Genomic DNA, 258 nt, shown 5'->3' on the forward strand with positions numbered 1-258 from the left:
ATTGAGGCCGCGCCGGTGGGAGAAAATTTGTGTGCCAATGGTACACAAGGCCCAGAGCCAAAGTGTCAAGTCAGACCGGCATGGGACTGGCTTGACCCATTCACGGTTGATTGAGGCCACACCAGTGGGAGAAAATTTGTGTACCAATGGTACACAAGTCCCAGAGCCAAAGTGTCAAGTCAGACCGATTGGGAGTGCTTTGACCCATTCACGGTTGATTGAGGCCGCGCCGGTGGGAGAAAATTTGTGTACCAATGG

This window comes from Kamptonema formosum PCC 10802, from assembly GCF_000332335.1.
Classification (GTDB): domain Bacteria; phylum Cyanobacteriota; class Cyanobacteriia; order Cyanobacteriales; family Oscillatoriaceae; genus Oscillatoria.